The sequence below is a fragment of the Nostoc sp. genome (assembly GCF_036917515.1).
Taxonomy (GTDB): Bacteria; Cyanobacteriota; Cyanobacteriia; order Cyanobacteriales; family Nostocaceae; genus Nostoc.
The window spans coordinates 17,490-43,511 of the sequence record NZ_JBALDE010000117.1; the positions used below are offsets into that span (position 1 = coordinate 17,490).

At 40.7% G+C, this 26,022-nt stretch carries 19 protein-coding genes and 3 pseudogenes; 10 read left to right on the forward strand and 12 right to left on the reverse strand.

Translation table 11 applies throughout. The features are described 5' to 3' along the window. Positions 1–34 precede the first annotated feature (34 nt). Positions 35–307 (forward strand): winged helix-turn-helix domain-containing protein, encoded by a 273-nt coding sequence (locus V7K89_RS35910; RefSeq protein ID WP_442941672.1) that lies wholly within the window; start codon positions 35–37, stop codon positions 305–307. Positions 308–713: 406 nt separating this feature from the next. On the opposite strand, the pseudogene V7K89_RS15060 reads toward V7K89_RS35910, so the two are convergent. Beyond that, positions 714–1,274: pseudogene (locus tag V7K89_RS15060) on the reverse strand (IS5 family transposase); the annotation flags it as partial. 536 nt (positions 1,275–1,810) lie between these two features. Here V7K89_RS15060 and V7K89_RS15065 point away from each other — a divergent pair. The 3 genes and pseudogenes from V7K89_RS15065 (at position 1,811) to V7K89_RS15070 (ending at position 3,909) form a co-directional block, all read left to right on the forward strand. Beyond that, positions 1,811–3,142, forward strand: a complete 1,332-nt coding sequence (locus V7K89_RS15065) for a sensor histidine kinase (RefSeq protein ID WP_335188364.1) — start codon at positions 1,811–1,813, stop codon at positions 3,140–3,142. A 62-nt stretch (positions 3,143–3,204) separates the two neighbouring features. After that, positions 3,205–3,351, forward strand: a pseudogene (locus V7K89_RS35915) (IS5/IS1182 family transposase); the annotation flags it as partial. Positions 3,352–3,750: 399 nt separating this feature from the next. Further along, complete coding sequence (locus V7K89_RS15070) at positions 3,751–3,909, forward strand: hypothetical protein (protein WP_335188365.1); 159 nt, start codon at positions 3,751–3,753, stop codon at positions 3,907–3,909. Positions 3,910–3,947: 38 nt separating this feature from the next. Here the strand turns inward: V7K89_RS15070 and V7K89_RS15075 are convergent, their stop codons facing one another. The 9 genes from V7K89_RS15075 to V7K89_RS15115 form a co-directional block, all read right to left on the reverse strand. Continuing rightward, positions 3,948–4,301: a hypothetical protein gene (locus tag V7K89_RS15075; protein ID WP_335188367.1), complete on the reverse strand. Its 354-nt coding sequence runs from the start codon at positions 4,299–4,301 to the stop codon at positions 3,948–3,950. Between the two features lie 53 nt (positions 4,302–4,354). Further along, positions 4,355–4,753: a hypothetical protein gene (locus tag V7K89_RS15080; protein WP_335188369.1), complete on the reverse strand. Its 399-nt coding sequence runs from the start codon at positions 4,751–4,753 to the stop codon at positions 4,355–4,357. 567 nt (positions 4,754–5,320) lie between these two features. Continuing rightward, entirely contained in the window at positions 5,321–5,959 is a 639-nt protein-coding gene (gene kdpC, locus V7K89_RS15085) for a K(+)-transporting ATPase subunit C (protein ID WP_335188371.1), read from the reverse strand. Then, positions 5,959–6,228, reverse strand: a complete 270-nt coding sequence (locus V7K89_RS15090; protein ID WP_335188373.1) for a potassium-transporting ATPase subunit F — start codon at positions 6,226–6,228, stop codon at positions 5,959–5,961. The genes kdpC and V7K89_RS15090 overlap by 1 nt, the downstream gene beginning before the upstream one ends. A 6-nt stretch (positions 6,229–6,234) precedes the next feature. Then, positions 6,235–8,376 carry a potassium-transporting ATPase subunit KdpB gene (kdpB, locus tag V7K89_RS15095; protein WP_335188375.1) on the reverse strand — a complete coding sequence of 714 codons (2,142 nt, stop codon included), beginning with the start codon at positions 8,374–8,376 and terminating at the stop codon, positions 6,235–6,237. A gap of 301 nt (positions 8,377–8,677) precedes the next feature. Continuing rightward, entirely contained in the window at positions 8,678–10,423 is a 1,746-nt protein-coding gene (kdpA, locus tag V7K89_RS15100) for a potassium-transporting ATPase subunit KdpA (RefSeq protein ID WP_335188377.1), read from the reverse strand. Positions 10,424–10,928: 505 nt separating this feature from the next. Further along, complete coding sequence (locus V7K89_RS15105; protein WP_335188379.1) at positions 10,929–11,480, reverse strand: hypothetical protein; 552 nt, start codon at positions 11,478–11,480, stop codon at positions 10,929–10,931. 118 nt (positions 11,481–11,598) lie between these two features. After that, positions 11,599–12,423, reverse strand: coding sequence for an Rpn family recombination-promoting nuclease/putative transposase (locus V7K89_RS15110; protein ID WP_335188381.1), 825 nt, complete (start codon positions 12,421–12,423; stop codon positions 11,599–11,601). Between the two features lie 7 nt (positions 12,424–12,430). Continuing rightward, positions 12,431–13,405 carry a 2-hydroxyacid dehydrogenase gene (locus V7K89_RS15115; protein ID WP_335188383.1) on the reverse strand — a complete coding sequence of 325 codons (975 nt, stop codon included), beginning with the start codon at positions 13,403–13,405 and terminating at the stop codon, positions 12,431–12,433. Between the two features lie 117 nt (positions 13,406–13,522). On the opposite strand from V7K89_RS15115, the gene V7K89_RS15120 reads away from it, so the two are divergent. Continuing rightward, on the forward strand, positions 13,523–16,105 hold the full coding sequence (locus V7K89_RS15120) for a BsuBI/PstI family type II restriction endonuclease (protein WP_335188385.1): 2,583 nt from the start codon (positions 13,523–13,525) through the stop codon (positions 16,103–16,105). Between the two features lie 259 nt (positions 16,106–16,364). Here the strand turns inward: V7K89_RS15120 and katG are convergent, their stop codons facing one another. Continuing rightward, on the reverse strand, positions 16,365–18,647 hold the full coding sequence (katG, locus tag V7K89_RS15125) for a catalase/peroxidase HPI (RefSeq protein ID WP_335188387.1): 2,283 nt from the start codon (positions 18,645–18,647) through the stop codon (positions 16,365–16,367). Between the two features lie 73 nt (positions 18,648–18,720). Between katG and V7K89_RS15130 the strand changes: the two genes are divergently transcribed. Continuing rightward, on the forward strand, positions 18,721–18,861 hold the full coding sequence (locus V7K89_RS15130) for a hypothetical protein (protein WP_335188520.1): 141 nt from the start codon (positions 18,721–18,723) through the stop codon (positions 18,859–18,861). Positions 18,862–19,039: 178 nt separating this feature from the next. Here V7K89_RS15130 and V7K89_RS15135 read toward each other — a convergent pair. Beyond that, positions 19,040–19,171: pseudogene (locus V7K89_RS15135) on the reverse strand (IS6 family transposase); the annotation flags it as partial. A gap of 134 nt (positions 19,172–19,305) precedes the next feature. On the opposite strand from V7K89_RS15135, the gene V7K89_RS15140 reads away from it, so the two are divergent. The 4 genes from V7K89_RS15140 (at position 19,306) to V7K89_RS15155 (ending at position 25,998) form a co-directional block, all read left to right on the forward strand. Beyond that, a complete protein-coding gene (locus V7K89_RS15140; protein WP_335188389.1) occupies positions 19,306–20,361 on the forward strand; it encodes a glutathione S-transferase family protein in 1,056 nt (351 codons plus the stop codon). Continuing rightward, positions 20,358–21,242: an aspartoacylase gene (locus V7K89_RS15145; RefSeq protein WP_335188391.1), complete on the forward strand. Its 885-nt coding sequence runs from the start codon at positions 20,358–20,360 to the stop codon at positions 21,240–21,242. Before V7K89_RS15140 ends, V7K89_RS15145 begins: the two co-directional genes overlap by 4 nt. Positions 21,243–21,714: 472 nt before the next feature. Continuing rightward, entirely contained in the window at positions 21,715–22,698 is a 984-nt protein-coding gene (locus V7K89_RS15150; protein ID WP_335188393.1) for a polysaccharide deacetylase family protein, read from the forward strand. Positions 22,699–23,556: 858 nt separating this feature from the next. Beyond that, the gene (locus tag V7K89_RS15155; RefSeq protein WP_335188395.1) at positions 23,557–25,998 is read left to right on the forward strand and encodes a dynamin-like GTPase family protein; all 2,442 of its coding nucleotides are present in this window, start codon (positions 23,557–23,559) and stop codon (positions 25,996–25,998) included. Positions 25,999–26,022: the final 24 nt, after the last annotated feature.

Here is a 26,022-nt window from a genome sequence, read left to right on the forward strand (position 1 = left end):
TTCCCTAGGAGCGATCGCAAAAATTCAAGCACAGGTGCGGCAAAGTCTTGTAGAGAAACTGCAATGTCCGCAGGGATTTAGCAGCTACGGGGAAATCTTAGAGTGGCTAAAACAGGAATGGAATGTAGAAGTTAAATATAAGACAGTTTATCGTATAGTACGCTATCAGCTTCAAGCAAAACTTAAAATTCCACGAAGAGTGAGCAAACAACAAGATGAAAAGGCTGTGAATTTGTTTAAAAAACATTCCTCACGCCTTTGTCACTCTGCAAAACCTCTGAGGTTGAGGGGGCGACAAAGAAGTTAAAGAGGCTGCTGGCTGCTGTATAAAGCTCATAGCTATCAAACCCTGCTGATAAAATGCCTGTTTATTGCGAACGGAAGTCATCATTTCCAAAACCAATTCCTGACACTCATTCAGGGAAACTATCCAATTATAACCATATAAGGCTATCCAAAAAGCACTATGTCTTTTTCTACTTCTGTTGTGTTCACAAGGACGACAAACATAAGATTGTTGTCTGGAGAATTGAGTTTTTTGTCCTTTTAACCATGCAGAAACCATTGCTAAAGCAATCAATAAAATTAAGCGTACAAGTCTGTCAGGATTCGCTTGAGAACCTTCTAAATTATATCCTCTAGTTTTACAATCTTTAAAGGCTTTGTTGCATGAAACAGAAAAAAGACATACCTTCTCATAATAGAGTTGGTAATTAGTCTTCCACCTTATAACTATCTGGTTTGCCTAACTGAATCATGCGATTAAGGGCAGCACATTGTAGGAACAATTCGACGGCTTGATTATCAAAAAAGCGTCGTCTTAACTTACCACCAAAGATGATTTTGAGCCGAAACATAGCAGTTTCGGATAAAGAACGTCGATGATAGCCACTTTCTTGTTTCCACTGTTTGCGTCCAACAGCATGCACTCAACGCAGATTTTCATCTCTTGGATGTGGCTGTGCTTTGCTATTACCTTTTGATTGAATCTGGGCGTTACTGCGAGGTGGAATAGTAGCTTTTGCTGAACGCTCAGTGATCGCGTCATAACAGTCGAATGTGTCATAACCACCATCACCTAAGACTTGTTCAATTTCCTGATCAATTTGCTCTAACAAGTCGCTTATTACTTCGCAATCTGCTACATCATTAGTAGTTACCACTGCTGCCACGATTTCAGAGGTTCCCTCATCAACCCCTAAATGCAACTTCCGCCATGTACGCCGTTTATCGACTCCATGTGTACGGACTTTCCACTCGCCCTCCCCATACACACCATACCAGCATTTTTAAGGTAATTAATTATGTATTACTCAGGTACTTTTCTAGGATTTATTGATAAAATTGGGGCAGCATTTATTTGTGTGGTCTTGTTAATTTGACGAGACCATTCTTTTTTACCATCAAACTGCTCCCTCTAAATAGCTATCTAATAACCCCACAGTATTATCAATAAGAACCGTTTTTTTGACAGGGTATGTTACTTGAATCCCTCTAACCGTAATACTTTGACTATTCTTGTCGCCCCCTCGTCCTCAACTCAATCAAATTGAGCGATTGTGGCAGTTTATTAAACGCCAGTTCAAGGGGGAAAGTTTCTCTAATTTACAAGAACTGCGCCAACAAATTCTATATAAGTTAGCTCAAATGTCTTGTAAATTAATCTCCTCTTTGACAAGTTATGATTTTATCCTCGAAACTCTCTTTAATGAAGCTTTTTTCTATGTATCTTCATAGAGAATTGGTATTACTTATATTTGTAACAGTATAAATTTCAGTTGCTCACCAATAGTTTGATAGCCAGAAAAATGTGTTTCAAAAAATTCGATATCGTTTATTGTTGTCTTACTTGGTGGTTTTTTCATCACTACTAGGGATATTTGCGCTCGCAATCCGCATTGTTTTCACTCATAGTCTGAGTGAACAAATCACAGATAAACTAATAGCCATAGGAAAAGGTGCAGCGGCAGATGTGAAGTTTGAAAAAGGTCGTCTAACAATTCAAAATGATTTTCATCCACAAGATCTGACTGCTGATCATCAATTATTGCAATGGTTTGATTCTCAAGGTAATTTGATTACTCAAGAAGGACAAACTCTCTTAAATTTACCCTTGTTACAAAAAAAAATGCTACAAATTCAGACAGGTGAGTCCAGCGCCTGTCTTGGCGGTCTCCGTTACGTAGACGCAGAGCGGCTTCCCGTCTGGGTAGGGCGACTGGCAAACCCGGAGGATAAAGTTCCTATTCAAGGAGTAACTGTAGCAGTTATTGATAGTGATAATCATCAGTTGATTGGGTATGTGAGAGTCAGCCAATCTTTAAAAGAATTTAATCAAACCGTCGAAAAATTGGACTGGGGATTAGGCGGTGGAATTATTATAACTTTGGTTCTTAGTGGGATTGGTGGAATTTTACTAACTCGTCAAGCGATGCAACCTATTGAGGAGAGTTTTCAAAGGCTCAAACAGTTTACTGCTGATGCTTCCCATGAACTACGTAGTCCTTTAATGGCAATCAAAATTAATGCTGAGTTACCGTTAGAATATCCTATGGAAATCGGGCCAAAAGATGCAGAAAAGTTTCAGGCGATCGCCAGTGCTACTAACCAGATGACTCGCCTCACAGAAGACTTACTGTTTTTGGCACGTACTGATAAAGTTCCGAATGTGGATTGGAATAATATCAATTTAACGTCAATTTTGGAAAACTTATTGCCACTTTATCAACCTCAAGCCCAAGCCAAGCAAATTAATTTGATCTCTCAATTAACAGAGAATCTTTACTTGATGGGTGACTCAGTTCAATTAACGCGGCTATTTTCTAATTTGATTGAAAACGCACTTTATTACACACCATTAGAAGGTGTAGTTGAAATCAAAACCACTCGTGTCGGTTCTCAGGTTTATGTCAAAGTGCAAGATACAGGTATGGGAATTGCACCAGAGCATATCGACAAGGTTTTTGAGCGTTTTTGGCGAGTAGATAAATCACGTTCTTATAATTCTGGTGGTTCTGGTTTGGGATTAGCGATCGCTCAAGCGATCGCCCAAAATCATGGTGGATTAATTACTGTCACTAGCCAACTAGGATTTGGTAGTTGTTTCAATGTACGTTTACCAGCTTCTATAGAACCCATTTGAAATCTTTTTTCTAGCTAGAAACAAAAAGATTCTCCAGTGGAAAAAGGTAACAGCATACACTCAAGTCACAAGTACTGGTAGACCAAGCAAATGGTAAAATCATCTGTACCGCTCATGGTAAGGGTAGAGAGCATGATTTTCGTATATTTAAAAATAGTAAAGTAAGGTTGAGGGAAGACATAGAGTGCTTGGGAGATAAAGGTTATTAAGGTATTCAAAAACTGCATAACAATAGTCGGATTTTCAAGAAAAAACCTAGAGGGGAGAAATTAAGTTATGAGGATAAAAATGTTGAACTCGTTGACGTACCTCGTATTCAATTATCTTAAACACTACCTCCAACACCATGCCCTCATTAGATTTCACATGAGTCTTCGTGCCATTATCCTCTCAACCATTGACCCAGTTGGAATGCCACTAGTTAGCGCTACTTCGACAACTTCTGAAAAAAATTAATACCAATCATCATTAACTCTAGTAACACGATTTAGCTACAGTAGTTTATAGCCTAACTTTTGTAAAGTAATGTTTGTCGCTATGCAATGCTCTGGAAAAATCAATGGTAAAACGATGCATCTGAACTAGAAATTACTACCGACTCATCAGCAGTGGTAGATGCCATCAATAGCTTTGTTGATCAATTATTGGGTGTTGGTAACGATGCCCAAGTCATTCTCAAAGCAGTTGAAGCAGAGATCCGGCTTATGCGATGGTCAATGCTCAAGTTGCCACCTTTTATTTATTTGCTGGTGGCTCTGTTGCCTTAACCAAGGCCAAATCTCATCTGAAGGTGGCGAAATCTTACCTAAAAAAAGCGAACGCTCGCGAAAAACTTTATGTTGTGGCAATTGAAGCATGGGCAAACCGAGACATGGCTCAAGCGCTCACTTTCCATGAAGCGATCGCACAGTCTTTCGTTTAAAAATGTAATAAATTGCTCTTTCTTCTGGGGGCCAACATAAAACACGTCATTAACTGTCTTAGTTTGCTCTAAAAGTGGATAATATTTTTTGTGGTTGGCAATACTAAAATCGTCAAAAACGATAATTTTTAAAGCATGACCATTTACCCAGAAATTCTCATCGTACTTTTCGATGGTTTGTGCTACATCTCTCAGTCGATAAGTTGGAACAACAAATACTGTTTCTTTCTGTTTCATAAAATTTATTCAGGTTTTCTAAACAAAGTTTGAAGTTTTTCAAAATAACAAACCTATTTAGGGTTGTAATCAGAGCAATTGAGTGCTTGTTTTGTTAGAGCAGTGGTAGGATGTACTGCACACTTTAGAAAATAGTTATTGTTAAAAAATTGGCATTTTTTACAGGTATGTTGCTCTAAATGTTTGATGGTTACTATTTCATCTTTTTCTTGTACCATATTTTCTGGGGGATCTTCTAATGCCTTGCAGACAAATGAAACGATAAAAACGACAATTGTCCAAACAACCATGAAGGAAATGTGAGCTAAAAACACTGCTACAAAGGAAATGTCCCCATCATGTAGTTTTGTATTATTATGTGTTGCCTTAGCCAGATTAGCTTCAATCAGAGTAGACTGATGAACACTTTTTTGGGTGGATACATAAAGTCGGAAAAACTCCGAAGTATGCATATTAAAAACCTTTAGTTTATCAAACTTAAATTTAGTAAAGTTAAGGAGGTAGGAGGTAAAAATGTATTTTCCTCCTTTTGTTGCAAGCTAGAATTGCCTTCTGCCTTTATTCGATAACTGAATATCACTTAAATGAATGCCACAGTAAATGCTATTTGCTTGGATTAAAATACCAAACAGGCTTGGTTTTAGAGCTTTTTTATTTTTTAACACAAAATATTTTTTAACTCTATTTAATAGTATTGTGCAATACTTTTTATAAAAAGTATGCTTTATCTAAGATATATTTTAAAGATATATAAAATGTATTAATCAAATATATATATGTTTATAAGTAATTAAACATATATATATTTAAAGATATAGATTTAAATTTTATTTAATTATATTATTATGTCGACAAATTGCTTATAATATGTCATGATGTTCAAGCAGACATGATATAAAATAAAGTTCTCGACTTATTAAATAAGTTGAGAATCTAAGCTTTAAAATTTTAAGCAATCATTAAAGATTACTAGAAATAATTATTCAAAAGAGAAAGCATATTCATTATTTACCAAGCCCTTATCCTTTAATCTTATCCAGAGCTAAATTCAGCTTTAAGACATTAACTCCAGGTTCGCCAAAGATGCCGAGAAAGCGGCCGTCGGTGTTTTGGGAAATTAAAGTTTCGAGTTGGTTGGGTTGAACTCCTCGCGCCTTGGCTACTCGTGCAACTTGGGCGATCGCAGCTTCCGGGGTAATGTGGGGGTCAAGGCTGGAACCAGAGGTGTAGACTAAATCGCCAGTCGGCTGCACACCTGCTTTTTTCAGACGATTGAAGTCACCATCAACTTTTTTGCTGGGATCTGGGTCATCTTTACCTTTAATGCGTTCCAGCAATGCGGGATTACTGGGAGCCAAGTTACTAGCACCGGAAACCCCAGTTCTCAAAACTCCCGTATCGTCTTTTTTGGGATCGGCTGTGCTGTAGCTGGTGGTACTGGGACGGCTGTTAAAATAGCGATCGCTACTAAAAGGTTGACCAATTAAAGCAGAACCAACAACTTGACCTGTGCTATTTTTCAGGAGACTACCGTTTGCTTGAAAGGGAAACATAATCTGCCCAATGGCAATCATTGCCAAAGGATAAATAATCGCTCCAATAACCCAGAGTACTAAGGTAGACCGAACGGCTCTACCAGCTTCACGTGCAAAACTCATTAGAATTTCTCCGGTACAAACATCACAAAAAATAAATAGATGGAAAGCCCTAGCGTCGTCAGTCCTAACAATCCCAATCCCCAAGATTGACTGCGGGAAAGTTGTTCGCTAGTAGCGGCATAAACCATAGGCGCAACCACTAGGTTGAAGCACATCGCCAAGAATAAATACAGTGGCAGCTTTTGTCTACGCCATTGATACCAAATTTCAGTTATTTCTTCTAATATTTGGGATATAAGAATAGTGCGGCGGATATGAACGGGTTTCATAGTAAATTAAGACAAAGGTAAGATAATATCTATCAGTTTGATGGCAATGAAAGGAGCAACGATACCGCCAAGACCAAAGATGAAGATGTTACGACGTAACAGTTGATCTGCTGTTAAAGGTAAGAACTTCACTCCTCTAAGTGCTAGCGGAATTAATGCCGGAATAATTAAAGCATTGTAAATCAGCGCCGAGACGATCGCAGATTGGGCACTCTTTAATCCCATAATATTAAGTGCGCCGATTCCAGCAGCAGCAAAGATTGTAGGGATAATCGCAAAATACTTGGCAATATCGTTAGCGATGGAGAATGTTGTCAATGCTCCACGAGTAATTAGCAGTTGTTTACCTATGGTTACTAAGTCAATCAACTTCGTGGGGTCTGAGTCTAAGTCCACCATGTTAGCAGCTTCTTTAGCAGCTTGCGTCCCTGAGTTCATTGCCACACCCACATTTGCTTGAGCCAAAGCAGGTGCATCGTTCGTACCATCTCCAGTCATTGCCACCAGTTTACCCTCAGATTGTTCCGAGCGAATCACCTCTATTTTGTCTTCTGGAGTCGCTTCGGCAATGAAATCATCCACCCCAGCCTCTTCGGCGATTACTGAAGCAGTAATTCGATTGTCGCCTGTGAGCATGATAGTCTTAACACCCATGCGGCGGAGTTGGTCAAACCGTTCCCGCAAACCAGGTTTAACTATATCTTTCAGGTAGATGACACCATAAATTTTGTCATCTTGGCAGACAGCTAAGGGCGTACCGCCTAACCGGGAAACTCGCTCATAAGCTGCATCTATATCATCAGGAACGTAGCCACCACGGGAACGGACAAATCCCTTAATCGCCTCTACCGCTCCTTTGCGAATCTGTTTACCATTGGGTAGATTTGTACCGCTCATCCGGGTTTTCGCGGAAAATTCCACACCTTCGGCTTTATCAATGTTAAAGTCTACCGCAGCCTGGGATTTTTCTGCTAAAATCACAATCGATTTGCCTTCTGGCGTATCGTCAAACAAGCTAGCAGCTAAAGAGACTTGCGCCACGTCTATTATTGAGTGATTATCTAGGGGAATAAACTCATCAGCCATCCGATTACCCAAGGTGATCGTGCCAGTCTTATCCAGCACCAAGGTGTTGATGTCACCACAAGCTTCTACCGCTCGACCAGAGGTCGCAATGACGTTAAACTGGGCAACCCTGTCCATCCCTGCAATACCGATCGCACTGAGCAAACCACCGATAGTTGTGGGAATTAAAGCTACCAGTAGTGATATTAAAATAGCAACGCTAGCACCAGCACGCAAACTGTTTCCCGCCTCAGCCCCAAAGGCGGTACTGATAAAGCTGGCGATGTAGCTAACAAATGGGGGCATTGTCGCCACCACAATCAAGAATACCTGTGTTAATACTGCCAACAATACCGTCAAAGCAATCTCGTTGGGAGTCTTGCTGCGTTCTGCTCCTTCTACCAGGGCAATCATGCGATCAATAAAGCCTTGTCCGGGATCGGCAGTAATGCGAATTGTCAACTCATCGGAGAGTAGGCGTGTACCGCCTGTCACCGAACTGGCAATATCTGTACCTGGTTGCTTCAATACCGGGGCAGATTCCCCAGTAATCGCCGACTCATCCACTGAGCCAATGCCTTTAATCACATCCCCATCGGCGGGAATCATATTATTTGCAGCCACTTTTACCAAATCGCCCCGCCGCAGTTCTGTAGAATTGACTTTTACTATCGAACCATCGGGGAGGATTTTATCAGCGATCGTATCTGATCGCGTTGATCGCAGTGAATCAGCTTGTGCTTTACCGCGTCCTTCAGCTACGGCTTCCGCAAAGTTGGCAAAAATGAGGGTAAAAAAGAGAATAAAGGTAATCAACCCGTTTAAAAGGCGTTGTTGGTTGATATCTGCCTGGATTGTACCAAACAGATTTGGGTTAAAGGTAACAAGCAAGGTGATAATTGTCCCTATCCAAACAACAAACATCACTGGGTTTTTGACAGTAATTCGCGGATCGAGCTTGACAAATGACTCGCGAATTGCTCTCTGGTAAAGTCCCTGCATATCTGTTTTGGGGGTGTGTTTGCGCGAGTCACGAGTTCCAGATGGAATACGGGATGAGGGAGAATCAGTAGTTGTAGGCATAGATTAAATTTTGAGAATGGGGCATTGGGCATGGGGCATGGAGAATAGGGGATGAGTCTTTAATACTCGCGGACGAGTCTTTAATACTCGTTAATGAGTCTTTGATACTCGCCGACGAGTCTTTGATACTCGTGAATGAGTCTTTAATACTCGCCGACGAGTCTTTGATACTCGTGAATGAGTCTTTGATACTCGTGAATGAGTCTTTGATACTCGCCGATGAGTCTTTGATACTCGTGAATGAGTCTTTGAACTCCGTTAATGAGTACAACTTTTCCCCCACTCCCTCACTCCCCAATCCCTAACCGATACCTTTAGCGATAAAGAAAGCTTCACCAATGGGGCCTAATGCTAATACTGGAAAGAATGTAAGTGCGCCCAGAATTAAAATCACACCTGCGGTAACACCTGTAAATAGTCCGGTATCGGTTTGCAATGTCCCAGTGGTGTAAGGAACAGCTTGTTTGCGAGACATACTATCTGCTAAAAACAGCAAACCGATGATGGGAATATAACGTCCAGCAATTAAACTGAAGCACGTACTCAAGTTCCACCACAAAGCGGTTACATTTGGTGCTGTACCTGTAGCGATTGCCAAAGGTGAAGGTTGTGAATCGCCTAAACCTTCAAACCCAGAACCGTTGTTAGCAGCAGCCGAGGCGTATTCATAAATAACCTGAGCAAAGCCGTGGAATCCAGGATTGCTAATTCCTGCTAGTTGATCGGGAAACGCCAAGGCAATACCTGCGGGAATCATAATTGCGATCGGGTGAACTAGCAAAATCAAAAAACTAGCAAGTACAACCTCGCGCTTCTCAATCTTGCGTCCCAAAAATTCTGGTGTACGTCCCACCATCAACCCTGTAGCAAACACAGCCAGAATCAGGTAAGCAAACAAATAAGCGGTTCCTGTACCCTGTCCACCCCAAATAATTTGCAAGAACATATTAGAAAGGGTGATAAAACCGCCGTTAGGCATGAAGGAGTCGTGTAAACTGTTGATTGCACCGCACATAGTACCAGTTGTAGTGGTTGCAAACAGTGCAGATTGTGCCCAACCAAACCGCACTTCTTTACCCTCCAAGTTCGGTTGCTGACTACCCAGTAGTGCATTCACAGCCGGATTGCCGTTGTATTCGCCAATAGCAGTAACAATGATAAATATTACATAGATAACGCCCACCATGCCGTAGACTAACCAAGCTTGCTTAGTATTATTCGCAAACAACCCATAAGTGTAAATTAGGGAAGTAGGAATCGAAAGCATAGCGACAATTTGAATCAAGTTAGAAAATCCGTTGGGATTTTCAAAGGGGTGTGCAGAGTTAATGGCGAAAAAGCCGCCGCCGTTTTCCCCTAATTGCTTGATAATTTCAAAATGAGCAACAGGGCCACGAGCGATCGCTTGACTGATATTCGCATCTTCCAGGGTGGGGAATACAGCTGCACCCGCTAGTGTTTCGGGAACACCAGACGCCATGAGAGCGATCGCGCCGACAATACAAATAGGCAACAAAATTCGCGTAATCGAGCGAATTAAATCTACATAAAAGTTGCCCAACGATCTACCCGTCAATCCGCGAATAAAAGCAATCCCCACCGCTAAACCAGTAGCAGCAGAGGTAAACATGTGATAACCAAGTCCCCACATTTGGCTGCCATAGCTCATGTAGGTTTCACCAGAATAGTGCTGCTGGTTAGTATTAGTAATAAACGAAATAGTCGTATGCAACACTGTATCCCAGGTTGGGGCATCTATCTTGGTTGGGTTTAATGGCAGCCATCCTTGATTCATAATAATCAAGAAAATCAGCAACCCCATTGCTACGTTGCTGTATAGGATTGCCTGCCCATACTGCCAGCCGGTCATATTTTCTTTGGTCTTAACGCCAACCAAAGCATAAAGCACTCGCTCGACCGGATTCAAAATCGGATCGAGAAAAGTACTTTGCTCTAGGTAAACCCGCGCCATATAGCGTCCAAAAATAGGAGTAATTGCTACTACAATTAGTAGCGTTAATACAATTTGAATCCATCCTTCTAGCATGAGTGAATCAAACTCCAGTCTAAGTAAATTTGAGATAAATATCAGATATTTTTTTGCTATCAAGCGGAAATTTTGATGAAGTATATCGGCATCATTATTAATCAATCAACCTATAACGATGGGCTTTCTCAATCAATCATGGAACTTCTTGTTGAAGAATACAAGGTATAAATTGATATTTAAACTAGGTTATATAAGAAATATATGTTTCTATGTATAAGAGTGTTTATCTCGATATATATCTGCAAATATAGAAGTACGACCAAATACTAAACAAATAGGTATTTGAACCTCAAACTAACTGAGTATTTGAGGATTACAGTAATTTTCCGATTTATTGACTATGTGGGAAATGAGTAAGAAACTTAAAATGGTGGTTATAAACCGCAACGATACAAACAAAACTAAGATTTACGCACAATTTGCCAAAAAACTTAATTTCTCAAACCACTTTCTCTACAAAACGCTACGCGTTGCTTCTTTGAATATTTTACAAAACACCAAATCAACCTAAATATGGATATTTGGTAATATTACATTTCAATAATTGCATCCAATATTTTGTAGCATTTTTTTGAGTTATTTTTATATCGCGCAAATTATGACCTTTGCCTATTTTTAACATATAATATGTTAATTGTATAGCTATAAATAAATAGCTGAAGCCCAAAGGTTTAAAATGTTGTAAGAATAAGTGATATAGAATTTTAAGTTTCTGTTTGTGGCGAAAATAAATCCACCATTTCATTTGATGCTCTGCTATACTTTTTTGTAGACCTAATATAGCCTCAATTTCTATAAATTTATCTTTGACTTGATTATAAAATTTTATTTCTTTCTTGATGTCTCCAGCCTTGTATGATATATCAGCATTATCAGATAACTGATAGGCTTCACTAATTAAATGACCAACAATTTCTGCTTTTTGTTGGTCATATTCAAGCTTCATATATATTTTAGTTGCTGCTTCTGCCAATTCAGCAAATTTTTCAGCATCATGTAGCCAATATATTTTTGTTTGTAGTTCTCCTAAAGTAGAAGCTAGAGTATTATTCATCAATGTTGGCTTGAAATATGCTTTAGATTATCTAACTTAAAATTAAACACTAAAATATAGCCTTTTAAGCATCTAAACTCAATTCGATCCAAAATCAGAAAATTAAGATTACCTAGTGCTACTCTAATGTAGTTAACCAGGCTTCTAAATCTGCGATCGCCTGAAAATCTAACAAAGCTTCAGCGAGGTTTTCTAATTTTTCTAGAGAGAGGGTTTCAATGCGGTCTAGCACCTCTTGGGGTAATTCTCCCACGCGGCGAGTGAGTTGAGGGAGAATGAGCGATCGTTCTCGTTGTTCTCCTCGTTGTTCCCCTTCTGCCAAAATTTCTTGATAAATTACTGACTCGCGCATCATACCCTCCCGAAATAATTGTTGAATCAAGTCTTGATTGTATTTTAACCCCGCTAAGATTTGGGTATAAGCGGAAATTTCCGGTCGTTGTTCTGGCTCAAGTTGATTTACTCGTTCCACAACTCGTTGCAACAAGGTTTGGGGTTGCGTGGTTGCTGTTAGTGGTGCTAAGGGTAACAAAGCTGGGTCATTGAGAAACAGTTCTGGATTTTCCTCCCATAAGGGAATCACATGATATTCGTGACGGGTGGTTTCGACACTAAAGGCAGTTTCAATTACCGTTTCTGGTGCAGGTGGAAGTAATAATACAACAACTTGCGTTATTGGTAGACGATACAACCGATACAAGCGTACCCAGTAATCTAGCATCCGCAGGGGTAGAGGTGGTGTAGATTCTAGTTTGGTTTGAAATTCCAGGTGTAAAATGCGTCCTTGTAGCTGTAAAAATGTGACATAATCAGCGCGAATTGGTTCAATACTCAATTCAGTTTTGAGGACTTTGACACTTGTTTGTTGTGTACCCAAAACCCAACTGGCAAAGGTAACAGGATGTTTTTCTGAAAGTAGTTTGCACAGGTTATCAAAGGACATTGATGAATTATGAATTATAAATTTCAGGGTTGACACAATAAGCCAAATGATCGCCCCTAAGTCCCGCAATTAAATTAGCGATCGCCATTGAAGCCATTTTTGAGCGCGTTTGATGGCTGGCACTGCCAATATGAGGTGCAATAATTAGATTTTCTAAGGTCAACAACAGGCTATCACTAGGAACAGGTTCTGGTTCGGTGACATCGACAGCCGCCGCAGCAATTTGACCACTTTTAAGGGCGCGATACAGAGAATCAGGATTTACAATAGTTCCCCGCGCCGTGTTAATCAAAATAGCCGATCGCTTCATCAATTCAAATTGGCGATCGCTAATCAAATGGTAAGTATCATCAGCCGATGGTGTATGTAGTGTCACGAAGTCAGATTCTTGCAGTAAGTGTTCTAACGCAGCAAACTCCACTCCTAAAGATTGTTCTAATTCTGGGTTGTATCGTTGCCTACTCGTATATAAAATCCGCATTTCAAAGCCTTTGGCACGACGAGCGATCGCTTGACCAATGCGCCCAAAACCGACAATTCCCAAGGTAGCACCCGTAACATTCGGTCCCAACAACAAATCTGGTTCCCAAGTTTGCCACAAACCTGCACGAGTAAACCGATCTGCCTCTACTACTCGCCGGGCAGCTGCCATTAATAATGCCCAGGCAAAATCTGCGGTAGCATCGGTTAATACCCCAGGAGTATGACCGACGGGAATTTGTCGTGCCGTAGCGGTGGCAATGTCAATGTTATCGTAACCCACCGCCATTTGACTGATGACTTTGAGTTTCCCTGACTCGATCAGTTGGCGATCGATTTGGTCAGTCAGCAGACATAGCAAACCATCTATTTCCTTAACTTTTTCTAGTAAAATTTCGTAGGGAGGAGGTTGGCGTTCTGGCCAAACTTCCACAGTGGCGAGCGATCGCAGTTGCTCTAATTCGATGGGTAGGCGACGAGTGACGAAGACTTTATGAAGCATAGTTTTAAAATAATTTCTGGAAAAAGGGCGCTTCTTGCATCAGTTTCCCCTTAAAATATCATGGCGAAAATTCAAAACCTGATAAAGTTGGTTTTTGTTCTGTGAAAATGAGCCGTGATGTTCCAATCAAGCAGTAGAGAGTTTACAAACAATCATCACAAGCCGTTGAAATTCAAAAGCTTGTCAAAATGTTCTGCCAGAAACTTACTTGGTGAAGTAGACCATCTGAGGATTGCTGCAAGCTTGAAACAGGATGAAAAGCAAAAAGGAAAACTGGGGCAATTTTTGACTCCTGCTCCAGTAGCAGAATTAATGGCTGGGATGTTTGGTAAACTCGATCTTCCTCAAATATCTTTACTTGATGCTGGAGCCGGAGTAGGCTCATTACTTGCAGCTTTTGTAGCTCATCTTTGTCACAGCCAAAAACGCCCAGTCAATTTAAATATTGTTGCCTATGAAATCGACCCTTTTCTGATTGGGTATTTGCATCAGACATTGAAATTGTGTGCTACAGAATGTCAAATAGCTGGTATCTCTTTTAACTATGAGATCCGACATACGGGTTTTATTGAGGATACAGTCAGACTTCTTCAGCCTAGTTTGTTTGATAATCCTGATAATTGCAGGTTTACCCACGCTATTCTCAATCCCCCATATTTAAAAATTAACGCTCATTCTAAAGTTCGTGATTTGTTACGTTCTATAGGGTTAGAAGCTAACAATTTATATACAGGTTTTATTGCTGCTACAGTTCAACTTCTTGAATCAAGAGGAGAGCTTGTAGCTATCTCGCCCCGTAGTTTCTGTAATGGGCCATATTTTAGAGATTTCCGCAGAATGTTTTTAGAAATGATGGCTTTAAACCAGATACATCTTTTTGAATCCAGACAGCAAGCTTTTATTGATGATGAAGTCTTGCAGGAAACGATTATTATTCATGCTGTTAAACAAAAACCAAAGTTTGACAATATAACTATCAGTACAAGTTCAAATGTTGATGATGATTTTATTCTGTCAAATTCCTTACCTTATACACAGATAATTATTCCCAACGACTTGCAACAATTTATCCACATTATCCCCGATACACTAAGTCAGCAGATAATTGAAAAAATGGCTAATTTTACCTGTACATTAAAAGACCTAGAATTAACTGTATCAACGGGACGTGTTGTAGACTTTCGTGCTAAAGAATATCTGTGTTTAATGCCAGACAAAAATACTGTTCCCTTAATTTATCCATTAAATTTCTCAGGAGGATACGTTGAGTATCCTAAAGTAACTAAAAAACATCAAGCTTTGGTATATACAGAACAAAGTGTGTCTCTTTTAGTACCAAATGAACATTATGTTTTGACTAAAAGATTCTCCTCCAAAGAGGAAAAAAAACGAGTTGTTGCTGTTGTATATGATGCCAACCAAATTAATTGTTCTTGGGTAGGTTTTGAAAATCACCTGAATTATTTTCACAAGAATGGAAAAGGACTTAATCTTACCTTAGCACGTGGTCTTGCTGCTTATCTTAACTCTAGCCTTGTTGATGCATTTTTCCGGTTGTTTAATGGGCATACTCAGGTTAATGCAACCGATTTACGAAATTTAAAATATCCGACAATAGCGCAGTTAATGACCGTAGGACTATACATTAGTGAGCATTTTCCATCACAGAAAGAAATTGATGAACTTGTGCAAGAAGAGTTACTGAGTATGAGCAATCAGTTTGAAAATAACCCCTTAATAATCAAAACCCGTATTGATGAAGCATTGCAAATACTAATTGAATTTGGACTTCCACGAGCACAGCTGAATGAACGTTCAGCCTTAACTCTTTTGGCTTTACTTAACTTAAAATCGACTGTTACTTGGGAAGCTGCTACATCTCCCCTAATGGGAATTACGCCAATGATGGAATTCATGGCACAGCACTATGGCAAAACATATAAACCCAATACGCGGGAAACTGTTCGCGGCCAAACAGTCCATCAATTCTTAGATTCAGCTTTGATAATTGTAAATCCAGATGCTCCTGAACGCCCCGTTAACAGTCCGAAAACAGTATATCAAATTGAAGCAAGTGTGCTTGAGCTATTACGTACTTATGGAACCATTGAATGGAAAAAGAGCCTTGATACTTACCTTGCCTCAGTTGAAACTTTGAAAAAACGATATGCTCAGGAGCGGGAACTATCACGTATCCCTATTGTGATTGAAGGAAAGTTAAAAACTCTATCGCCAGGTGGTCAGAATATTCTGATTGAAAAGATTATTAATGAATTTGCAGAACGTTTTACACCTGGAGGAAAACTAATTTATGTTGGTGATACAGATGAAAAGTTCGCGCATTTTAATAAAGTGGCATTAAAGGATTTAGGAGTTACTATCGATTCTCACGGAAAAATGCCTGATGTGATTATCCATCATCTAAAAAATGATTGGCTAGTTTTAATTGAAGCTGTAACTTCTCATGGCCCAATTAACCCTAAACGTAAGAAAGAACTTGAAATTATTTTTGCTGATATAAAAATTCCCCTTGTAATGGTAACAAGCTTTTTAAGCCGGAAAGCGATGGTAGAATATTTGGCTGAAATTGCTTGGGAAACCGATGTTTGGGTTGCGGAAGATTCTACTCATCTCATTCACTTCAATGGAGAATATTTATTACAGGCTTATAAAATGGATAGAGATTCTGAAACGGAATAAACTATTTTTAATTTTTGATCATCTATGTAAAAAGAAGCGTTAAGGCGATATCAGTATCCACAATATCAATACCTTCGCCAATTTACGAGGCTGAGTTGATATATCGCCATTTTTGGAGGCAATCTTCAGTGCGCGTCAATATTTAGCTAGTGCAGTGTCAAGGCTAAAAACTAGGGTGGACTATCTCCTAAATTCCCATCTAGCAAGCTATTCCGAAGGTGTCTACCCTAAAAATAAGCTGTGACGCTGCACTAGTCTGTTAAGCGCGAACGTCGAAGCGATCAAGCATCATTACCTTGTTCCAGACCGCGACGAAGTCCTTGACCATACGCTCGTGACCGTCATCAGCGCCATAGACTTCAGCAATTTGACGAAGTTCCGCGTTCGAACCGAAGATGAGATCGCAACGTGTCGCGGTGAACTTCGTTTCGCCCGTTTTGCGATCGCAGATGTTAAACAGCATCTCGCGATAGTCTATCGGTTTCCACTCATAGTCCATACTGGTCAATACACGGAAAAAGTCATTTGTCAAGACGCCGGGTCGATCAGTGAAGCTACCGTGCTTTGAATAGTCCCAATTCTGATCGAGGGCGCGAAGTCCGCCGACCAGAACCGTCCACTCGGGCGCAGTCAGCGTAAGGAGCTGCGCCCGATCGAGGAAGATCCGCTCCGGCTTCACTTTATAGCCGACCGCCTCATTGTGATAATTTCTGAAACCGTCCGAAACTGGCTTCAACCATTCAAACATTTCAACATCTGTCAGTTCCTGAGTCGTATCCATCCGACCCGGAGTAAACGGGACGGCAACAGAAAATCCAGCGTCTTGCGCGGCCTTCTCGACCGCAGCACAGCCACCGAGGACGATAAGGTCCGCCATTGAGATTTTTTTGCTGCCCGACTGAGCACCGTTAAAGTCCGCCTGAATTCGCTCAAGGGTCGATAGGACCTCGCCGAGCTCCTGCGGGCGGTTCATTTCCCAGTCTTTCTGGGGATTGAGGCGAACGCGCGCCCCGTTTGCGCCGCCGCGCTTGTCGGAATGGCGGTGGCTCGATGCTGATGCCCAAGCGGCTGACACAAGCGCCGAAACAGAGATCCCACTCGCTAAAATCTTATCCTTGAGAGAATTGATATCGGCGACATCAACGACCTCGTGATCCAGTGCTGGAATTGGATCTTGCCAGATCAGATCTTCCTCTGGGATTTCCGGACCAAGATAGCGCGTTTTCGGCCCCATGTCTCGATGGATCAGTTTATACCAGGCGCGCGCGAACGCATCGCTGAAGTAATCGAAGTCACCCAAGTAGCGCTGACAGACCTCGTAATAGACGGGATCGACCTTCAACGCAATGTCCGAAGTCATCATCATTAACGGGTGCTCAACGCCCTGTTGATGGGCATCTGGTGTCTTTGGCGCATCAGGATTGCTCGGCTTCCACTGAATGGCACCTACTGGACTCTTTGTCTGTTCCCAGTCGTACTTAAAAAGATTGGTTAGGTAACTGTTGTCCCACTGGATTGGGTTTGGAGTCCACGATCCTTCGATCCCGTTCGTCATCGTATATTCGGCAAACCCAGTGCCTTCAGGGTTCTGCCACCCCAAGCCCATAGCCTGAATCGGCGCGGCTTCCGGCGCTGGACCGATCTTGTCCGGCGAGACCATGCCGTGACTTTTGCCAAAGGCATGACCACCAGCAATGAGCGCGACAGTTTCTTCGTCATTCATGCCCATACGCGCAAACGTCTCGCGAATGTCTCGCGCTGAGCCATGGGGGTCGCCTTCGGCGTTTGGACCTTCTGGATTGACGTAAATTAGCGCCTGGTGCGAAGCTGCTAGCGGGTTCTCAAGGTCGTAGTATTCCTCGTTCGGCTTCCCAACCCACCGAATCGTGCGAGTGACCATCTCGTCAGGATGACCAGGGTGTTCCTTGATATCCTCAACCGGATCGCCGTTCCAGAACTCCGGCCCCCAGTATGTCGCGCGATCTGCCTCCCAGGCATCAATGCGACCGCCACCAAAACCGAAAGTCTTAAACCCCATGATTTCGAGCGCGCAGTTGCCAGTCAGACTCATCAAATCAGCCCAGCTTATTGCCGCACCATATTTCTGCTTGATGGGCCAGAGCAGCCGTCGTGATTTATCTGTGTTCCCATTATCCCACCACGAATTGATTGGTGCAAAGCGTTGCATACCCTGACTCGCTCCGCCCCGACCGTCTGCGATCCGGTAGGTGCCTGCGGCGTGCCACGCCATGCGAATCATCTGAGGTCCATAATTACCATAGTCGGCTGGCCACCAGTCCTGCGAATCGGTCAGCAGCGCTTTGATATCGCTCTTCAACTGTTCAAAGTCAATCTTCGCGAAGGCTCCCTTGTAATCGAAATCTCGCAGCGGGTTAGCTTGAGGCAAATTTTGATGAAGCAGCTCGACTTGAAGTCGGTTCGGCCACCAATCATCAGTTTGTGGCTTGGAGCCGAGCGCACCGCCAATGCGGCTTCCACGGAAAGGACATTGTGCAGGAGTGGTAGGAGGGTTGTTATTCATAAAGTCCAGTCTCTTCTCAATACCGTTGCCAAAATAAGAGGATGAAGAGGTAGGGCGTTTCGTAGTAGAGTTATTGTCTCTCACAACGACAACTCAAAAACCACTTGCCGCCCATGCCCGATATCTTATCATTGTTACAATGCCTGCTGCCGCAGATAAACGCTACAACAATGCGTCAATTGAACCAGATAATCTTGGCTATGTTAGCTCTTAGCGGTCGAGTCACGATGTTGGGGATTGCCCGATGGACAAGGATTGGTGGCAGTTATCGCACTATGCCCTTGATTCTTTCATACAGAAATCGGTTGTGTTGCAAAAAATATTTGAAGTGAGAAAATCCTCTAGAATTAAGATTGTTTATGCAACAAGTCCGAAGATATCTGCAATCAAATTTACTTGACCTTTACTTGACCGACAATATCTCCTTTAGTTACCCTGTTAACCTGACCTTTACGAATCATATTCATAGTTTCGTAACCACCAATAGTTCTTCTAGCTGTGTAGAATGATTGCAATATAGATCCGACAGTTCAGGCAAAGCGTAGTAAAGTTAAAGTAAGAAATGTCAAGGTGCGTGTAAGTATGAAAACCTACCGACTATAAACTAAACAGCATATACAGCGCTAACTTTGATCGCTCCCAAAGCAAGATTGTCGCCATGACTAACTCAACTCCAATGGATGACGAGAAAAATCTCCCCAAGAAGAAAGGTAAGTCGCTTCCTCCCAAGCTGATTATCTGGCTAGGAAAGTTTGTCTGGACGAGTATGTGGCAGATAATGATGTCAAATCTTGCTCCTCGCAATCAGTCGGGAGCATATATTCGTCCTAATAGCCAGTTTCGCAAGTTCATCGGCACAGAATCAGGAAATCCACACCCACCAGCAACGGGGCGCTACAAACTCTATGTTGGGCTGGGCTGTCCTTGGGCACATCGAACCTTGGTTGTGCGATCGCTCAAAAAACTTGAAACAGTAATATCAGTTTGTATCGTCTCTCCTTCTCCCATTGAAGGCGGTTGGATATTCAACCAAGAAGAAGAAGGTTGTCGCACACTGGCTGAATTTTATCAGAAGGCAGAACCCGGTTACAGTGGACGCTCTACAGTACCAGTACTATGGGATAACCAAACAAAAACTATCGTCAATAATGAGAGTTCAGAGATTATCCTCATGCTGAACTCTGAGTTTAACGAGTTCGCCAACAATCCGACGCTAAATCTTTATCCAGAAGAACTTAAAGAGAAAATTGACTGGTGGAATGAAAAGATTTATCACGCAGTAAATAATGGTGTATATCGCTGCGGCTTTGCTCAAAGTCAGGAAGCATACAATCAAGCCTGTAATGAACTGTTCGCAACTCTTGATGAGATTGAAGTTGCATTGCAGACTAATCGCTATCTCTGCGGTGAATATCTGACACTTGCAGATGTGCGTTTATTCACAACATTATTTCGGTTTGATAGTGCCTATTATGGGTTGTTTAAATGTAATAAGCAGCGAATTCGAGACTATGAGAATCTTGGAGCTTATCTACGTGACTTGTATCAGCTTTCAGGTGTGGCTGACACTTGCGATGTAGAAAGCGTGAAGCAGGACTACTACGGAAACCTATTCCCACTCAATCCCGGCGGAATTATTCCCAACGGCCCTGATATGTCCTATCTTAATCAACCACACGATCGCGATCGCATTGGCAAGGTGAATGCTTCATGAACCAGATTAATCGAGTTACAATTGTCGGTGGCACTCATGGCAATGAGTTTACAGGCGCTTACCTGATTCAGAAATTTGCCCAGTTTCCTGATTTAATTACTAGACCGAGTTTTGAGACAATCACTCTGTTAGCAAATCCCAATGCTTTTGCCGCCGGAAGACGATATTTAGAAAAGGATTTAAATCGCTGTTTTCTCAAGCAAGATTTACAAGATCCGACTCTGAATAGTTACGAAGAGTTGCAAGCTAAATTAATTCAGGATACCCTAGCATTAAATAGGGATAAACAAGTAGATTTCATCTTAGACTTGCACAGCAGTACAGCTAATATGGGTCTGACAATTATTCTTGATAACAGTCATCCTTTTAACTTAAAATTGGCTGCTTATCTGAGCCAACTTAATCCTTTAGTTAGGGTTTATCGCTGCTCTTTTAAATCAATTGCAGAAAACCCCTTTGTAAATTCTCTGTGCGAATTAGGCTTTGCGTTCGAGGTTGGGCCAATTGCCCAAGGACTCTTAAAAGCAACGCTGTTTCAACAAACAGAGGAACTTGTTTGCGCGCTTCTGGACTACCTAGAACAGTTTAACCAGGATAAAATCTCATCAAATAACGAAACTTTGATTCTCTATGACCACTTATCAGTTGTGGACTATCCAAAAAAACCGGATGGTACAATCTTTGGAATGATTCATCCAGAGTTTCAGGATAAAGACTATCAAGCCTTGAACCCAGGAGATCCAATTTTTATAACTTTTGACGATAAAACAATTGTTTATGAAGGTACATCTACTGTTTGGCCAATTTTTATTAATGAGGCAGCTTACTACGAGAAGGGAATTGCTATGTGTTTGACTAAGAGGCAGCAAATCAACATCTAAGATATGGATAAAAATTTTTGTCTAATTACTTTTAATTGGAAGTGATGATAAAAATTAAATATCAAAATTATTAATAACTTCATATATCTAGCGCAATTGCTAAAAAATACTTATGTAAGTTTATATGTATCTTGGTTATAATAAATTAATGACTAACAATTAAATATCAAGGTAAAAAGCTGTTCAAAGGTTCGAGAAAATAGATATCAAAGGAGCGCTGAAAAACCATTATCTAATTCACCGGGAATATTTTTTAGATAAGCAGATATAAATCTGTCCCAATAATCTGAGCAATGTCTATGAAATGCTGCTCTTAAAGTAACTCTTTCTTTTGAAAATGAAGAGATGCAAACATTCTGGCTTGAAGTTTATTCTAAACTCAGTCCTGAGTTGAACTATGGAACTTTACTGATAAAATCTAAATCTAACAATATAATTTACGCTTAAAATTGTCTAAATACTTGAACTCATAATGAAAATTAAGCAAAAAAGAAACAAACCAATAGCCAGTCTTTCTTTAGATTTAGATAATATTTGGTCTTATTTAAAAAATCAGGGCGCTCCGGGTTGGGAGACTTATCCTTCTTACCTGGATATCGCAGTACCTCGTTTCTTAGATATTCTTCAGCAATGGGATTTGACAATCACAGTATTTATTGTTGGTCAAGATGCAGCGTTGGAAAAGAATACCAAGGCAATACAAGCGATCGCTAGCGCCGGTCACGAAATTGGCAATCATTCATTTTATCACGATCCTTGGCTACATCTGTATTCAGAGAATGAGATTGAACAAGAGGTGGCGCTCGCCGAAGAACATATTAAACGCGTCACTTATCAACATCCTATCGGCTTTCGGGGACCAGGATACAGTTTTTCTCCAGCAGTATTGAAAGTCTTAGCACGCCGGGGATACGAATATGATGCTTCGACTTTTCCCACATTTTTAGGGCCTATAGCACGAGCATATTATTTAATAACTTGTAAATTGAGCAAGGAAGAACGTAAAAAACGAGAAGCGCTGTTTGGCGGTTTTAAAGAGGGTTTGCAGCCGCTAAAACCTTACCATTGGCATCTAGATAAGGATAAACTGACTGAGATTCCCGTTACCACCATGCCAATTTTTAAAGTGCCAATTCACTTCAGTTACATAATGTTTCTGAGTACATTTTCTTCGGAAGTGGCGTTACTTTACCTGCGAATTGCTCTGTGGCTGTGTAAAGTTACACGCGTTCAGCCTTCTCTGCTACTCCATCCTACAGACTTTGTAAGTCAAGAAGATGTGCCAGAACTCTCATTCTTTCCAGGTATGAGTGTCCCTACCTACAAAAAGCTGGCAATAGTGAACAAAAGTTTAGAAATGATATCCAGTCAATTTAATGTTTTAACTGTTGGACAACACGCCAAATCCGCAGCCAATGCCCGTAAACTACCTGTATTAGTACCTCAAAAGAGGTAAAAATATCATCTATGCAATTGTATTAAAAGAATTCAGTTATCGTAGGAGTACAGCATTGCTCATTCGTATCAATTTAAGCTAAAAGCCTTTTCAAATCTCGTTTCCAACCTCTGGCTGGAAATGCTGCTCTTAGCGGCTCTGCCGCCAGAACAATGAGCATTCCCAGTCTCCGACTAGGAACGAGACAATCTAAAAGCTAGTTCTAAGCCAATACAATTCAGTTAAGCATTTCTCGCTTTTCTCTGTGTTCTCTACGCCTCTGCGGTTCGTTAAAAAAATTGACTTTGACAAAAAGGTATAGCCTAATTTTCTCCTGTGTTTATTTCTTGTTAGTCAGCGAGTAAACTTTAAGGTTTTACGCTTGAAGTTCCGTGTTCTAAGTAAGGGCGTATAGATGTACATTAGTATCAACTTAAGCTAAAATCTCCTCACTGCATGAGTTTTGCCCTCACCCTCAACCCTTCTCCCAATTTGAGAAAGGGGAGCATAATTCTCCAGTTCCCCTTCTCACAACATAGGAGAAGGGGTTAGGGGATGAGGGCAACTTTAGAACGCTTTTTTTTACCTAACTTTTACCTTAAGTTGACACTAATGATAGATGTATACCCCGACACTTACATAACGAAATCTTATGTGGTGAGACTGGGCGCACTATTAAGAACTACCAATTAACTGCTACTTCCGTAACCAGGTAGGCTTTAAGTTTGTAAAATAACCGCTCATTAATTAATTTGTACAGTGCGTCAGTCCTAGTAATATCCAGCAGCTAAAGCACAGTGATAGTCTCAGAAATTTTACTGAACCATTAAAACACCAAATATTACTAAAATATACATAAATATTGTCAGGATGCTGAATATGTCAGATATGCCGCTTCAGTGCAGAAATTTGAAAGAGCAGGTTGAATCTATATTACAACTTTTACAACAAGAACCAACGCTACGTTTCCAAGATATTACACCTGTACGAACTTCTTTAAGTAAAGCAATTTCTCCCAAGTTTGAAATTGTATTTGCAGGTGCGTTTAGTGCTGGAAAATCAATGCTAATTAATGCACTATTAGAAAGAGAATTACTCTACAGTGCAGAGGGACACGCTACAGGTACAGAATGCAAAATCGAGTATGCAGAAGTAGATAAAGAACGTGTTGTTTTGACGTTTTTAAGTGAAGCAGAAATTCGAGAACAAGTAGCTTCTTTGTGTCAGCAGTTAGGATTTAAGACAGTACCTAATATCAACCAACCTGATTTAATTAACTTGCTACGTCAATATTCTGAAACTATTATTCAGCAGGAGGGTGGTGAGAGTAAATCAGAACGCGCAAAACAGGCGAAGGCGTTAATGTTGTTGGTAGAGGGATATATAGCAAACCACGATCGCATCAATACGGTGATTAATGCTACATATTCAATGGAACAATTTAACTTTTCTAATCTCAAGGAAGCTGCTGGATATGCCCGTCGTGGTAGTAATAGTGCAGTATTGAAACGGATAGAATATTACTGTAATCATCCTTTGCTACAAGATGGGAATGTAATTATTGACACGCCTGGTATAGATGCGCCAGTAGAGAAAGATGCACAGCTAACTTATGCCAAAATCCAACATCCTGATACTTCGGCGGTGGTGTGTGTGCTAAAACCTGCTGCGGCGGGTGACATGACCAAAGAAGAAACAGAACTTTTGGAATTAATGCGGGAGAATGGGGGAGTACGCGATCGCGTTTTCTATGTCTTCAACCGCATCGATGAAACTTGGTATAATACTCAGCTACGGCAACGATTAGATGATTTAATTAGTGGACAATTTGCCAATTCAAGGAAGGTCTATAAAACGAGTGGATTATTAGGATTTTACGGTAGTCAGATTAAACAGACAAGTCAACAAGATAGATTTGGTTTAGATTCTGTTTTTGCAGAAAGTATTAAAGGTTTAGATGGTAAAGAAGAAACACCACAATTTGTCTATGCCTTTAACAACTACTGTGTAAACTCAGGAAAGCTGTCTTTCAGTAAATTCCGTGTTTCTGTTAACGGCTATGAAACACCAAATCAAAATTATGTGCGGATTCTGGGAGATTGGGGAAATGAACTGATAGAAAAACTAATTCAAGATAGTGGGACTGAAGAATTTTGCACAGCTATTACTCGTTATCTTACAGAAGAAAAGCGTCCACAATTATTTAAAAACCTTGCTGATGATTTGGAAGATGTTTGTATTAAGCTCAAAAAATATTATCAGAGCGTCCAACGCGATTTAGACAGTCAGCCCCAAGAAATTGAGATGATGAAGGCGCAAGAGTTACAACACCTAAATCAGCAACTACAGCAAATTGGGAGAGAATTTAGCGAGCATATCAAAGAAGAAGTTAACCATGTAATTAATAATTCCTGTGATGCTTTTGAAGCAGATTTTAAGCAATTGCAATCACGAATGATTCGCCGTTTAGATGAGTTGTTAGATACTTTTTCTGTAGCATATGCTTATCGACGTGCAACCATCAGCCATCCTCGCAACGCTACCGCACCTTTAATTGCTATTTTAGTCGAGGCATTTTATTACTTAGCAAATCAATTAGAAGATATTTTGGTTGAATCTTCTCAACAAATAGTTACAAATTATTTCCAGCAATTGATTGAAAAGATTCGCAAGTCAGAATATTATCACCAACTGTATCGTTTATTAGATAATGATGGTGGAATTGAACAAGAGATAAGAACTGTAGAAAAAGTAGTTACTCAAGCGTTAGTGAGTGCAGCTAGTGTAGAGTGTGATCGCTTTGTGCGAGAAAGTCCCAGATTTTATGATGAAGGCACTTTTTCTATATATCAATTTCGCCAAACTCTATTACAGACTTCTCAAGGTTACGATGCTGAAAGTATTGTGGAAGCAGAACCAGCAATTAGGCAGTTATTGAAGTTAGATTTTGAACCAAAAGTTTCTCAAACTATTCGTAAATCTTTCCGTCAAACCATCAACCAAACCCTCAAAACTCAGTTATTGCCAATGGCAAATCAGCAGGCGGATGAAATTTTACAGCAATACCCACAGGCACGTGCTTATTTAGAGAAAACACTCCAACAAGAAGCTGAAGAAAAAATTGCAAATAATCAGCGATTGTTGAATGTTGTTGAAGAAAATATTGCAGCATATAATTCAGCTGTTTTTAGTATTAATAGTTGTTTACAGGCGATGCAATTATACGATCATCTTTTGCCTTTCATTGGTGATTCATTTGATACTGATGGTAGGTTTGCTAATAATGGATTTGTGATTTCAGATATGGTACAAAAGGTTTAATTTTATATATCGCCATCCTATTTA